Source organism: Streptomyces griseus subsp. griseus, assembly GCF_000720255.1.
Taxonomy (GTDB): domain Bacteria; phylum Actinomycetota; class Actinomycetes; order Streptomycetales; family Streptomycetaceae; genus Streptomyces; species Streptomyces griseus_I.
On record NZ_JOJE01000121.1, the window covers coordinates 1 to 1193 of the forward strand.

Sequence of the window (1193 nt, forward strand, 5' to 3'; positions counted from 1 at the left end):
TACTGGGGTGTCCACACCCTGCGCGCCACGGAGAACTTCCCCATCACCGGGACGCCGATCTCCGCGTACCCGCATCTGATAAACGCCCTTGCCGCGGTCAAGGAGGCAGCCGCCCTCGCCAACGAGGAGCTCGGTCTGCTGGAGCCGAGGAAGGCGGCCGCGATCGTCGAGGCGTGCCGGGAGATACGCGACGGCAAGCTGCACGAGCAGTTCGTGGTCGACGTCGTCCAGGGCGGCGCCGGCACTTCGACCAACATGAACGCCAACGAGGTCGTCGCCAACCGGGCGTTGGAACTGCTGGGCCACGCCAAGGGCCAGTACCAGTACCTGCACCCCAACGAGGACGTCAACCTCGGCCAGTCCACCAATGACGTCTACCCGACCGCCGTCAAGGTCGCGACGGTGTTCGCGGTGCGCGGTCTGCTCAAGGCGATGGCGGTCCTCCAGGATTCCTTCGCCCGCAAGGCCGTGGAGTTCCGCGCCGTGCTCAAGATGGGCCGCACGCAGCTCCAGGACGCGGTGCCGATGACGCTCGGCCAGGAGTTCTCGGCGTACGCCGTGATGCTGGACGAGGACCGTAGCCGGCTCGCGGAAGCGGTGGAGTTGATCCATGAGATCAACCTGGGTGCCACCGCCATCGGGACGGGGCTGAATGCTCCCGCCGGTTACGCCGAAGCCGCCCGCCGCCACCTCGCCGAGATCACCGGGCTCCAGCTGGTCACGGCCGCCAACCTGGTCGAGGCGACCCAGGACTGCGGCGCGTTCGTCCAGATGTCCGGGGTGCTCAAGCGGATCGCGGTCAAGCTCTCCAAGAGCTGCAACGACCTGCGCCTGCTGTCCTCCGGTCCGCGTGCGGGCCTGGGCGAGATCAACCTGCCGCCGGTGCAGGCGGGTTCGTCGATCATGCCCGGCAAGGTGAACCCGGTCATTCCCGAGGTCGTCAACCAGGTCGCCTTCGAGGTGATCGGCAACGACGTCACCATCACCATGGCCGCCGAGGCCGGGCAGCTCCAGCTCAACGCGTTCGAGCCGGTCATCCTGCACTCCCTGTCGGAGTCGATCACCCATCTGCGCGCGGCCTGCCTGACCCTCGCCGAGCGCTGTGTGGACGGGATCACCGCCAACACCGAGGCGCTGCGCGCGAGCGTGGAGAACTCCATCGGCCTGGTCACCGCCCTCAACCCGCACATCGG

At 68.0% G+C, this 1193-nt stretch carries 1 protein-coding gene; it reads left to right on the forward strand.

The annotated features are described in order from the left end of the window. The coding region (locus tag IG99_RS43360; RefSeq protein ID WP_037684541.1) for an aspartate ammonia-lyase at nt 1-1193 on the forward strand (1193 nt) is incomplete at both ends.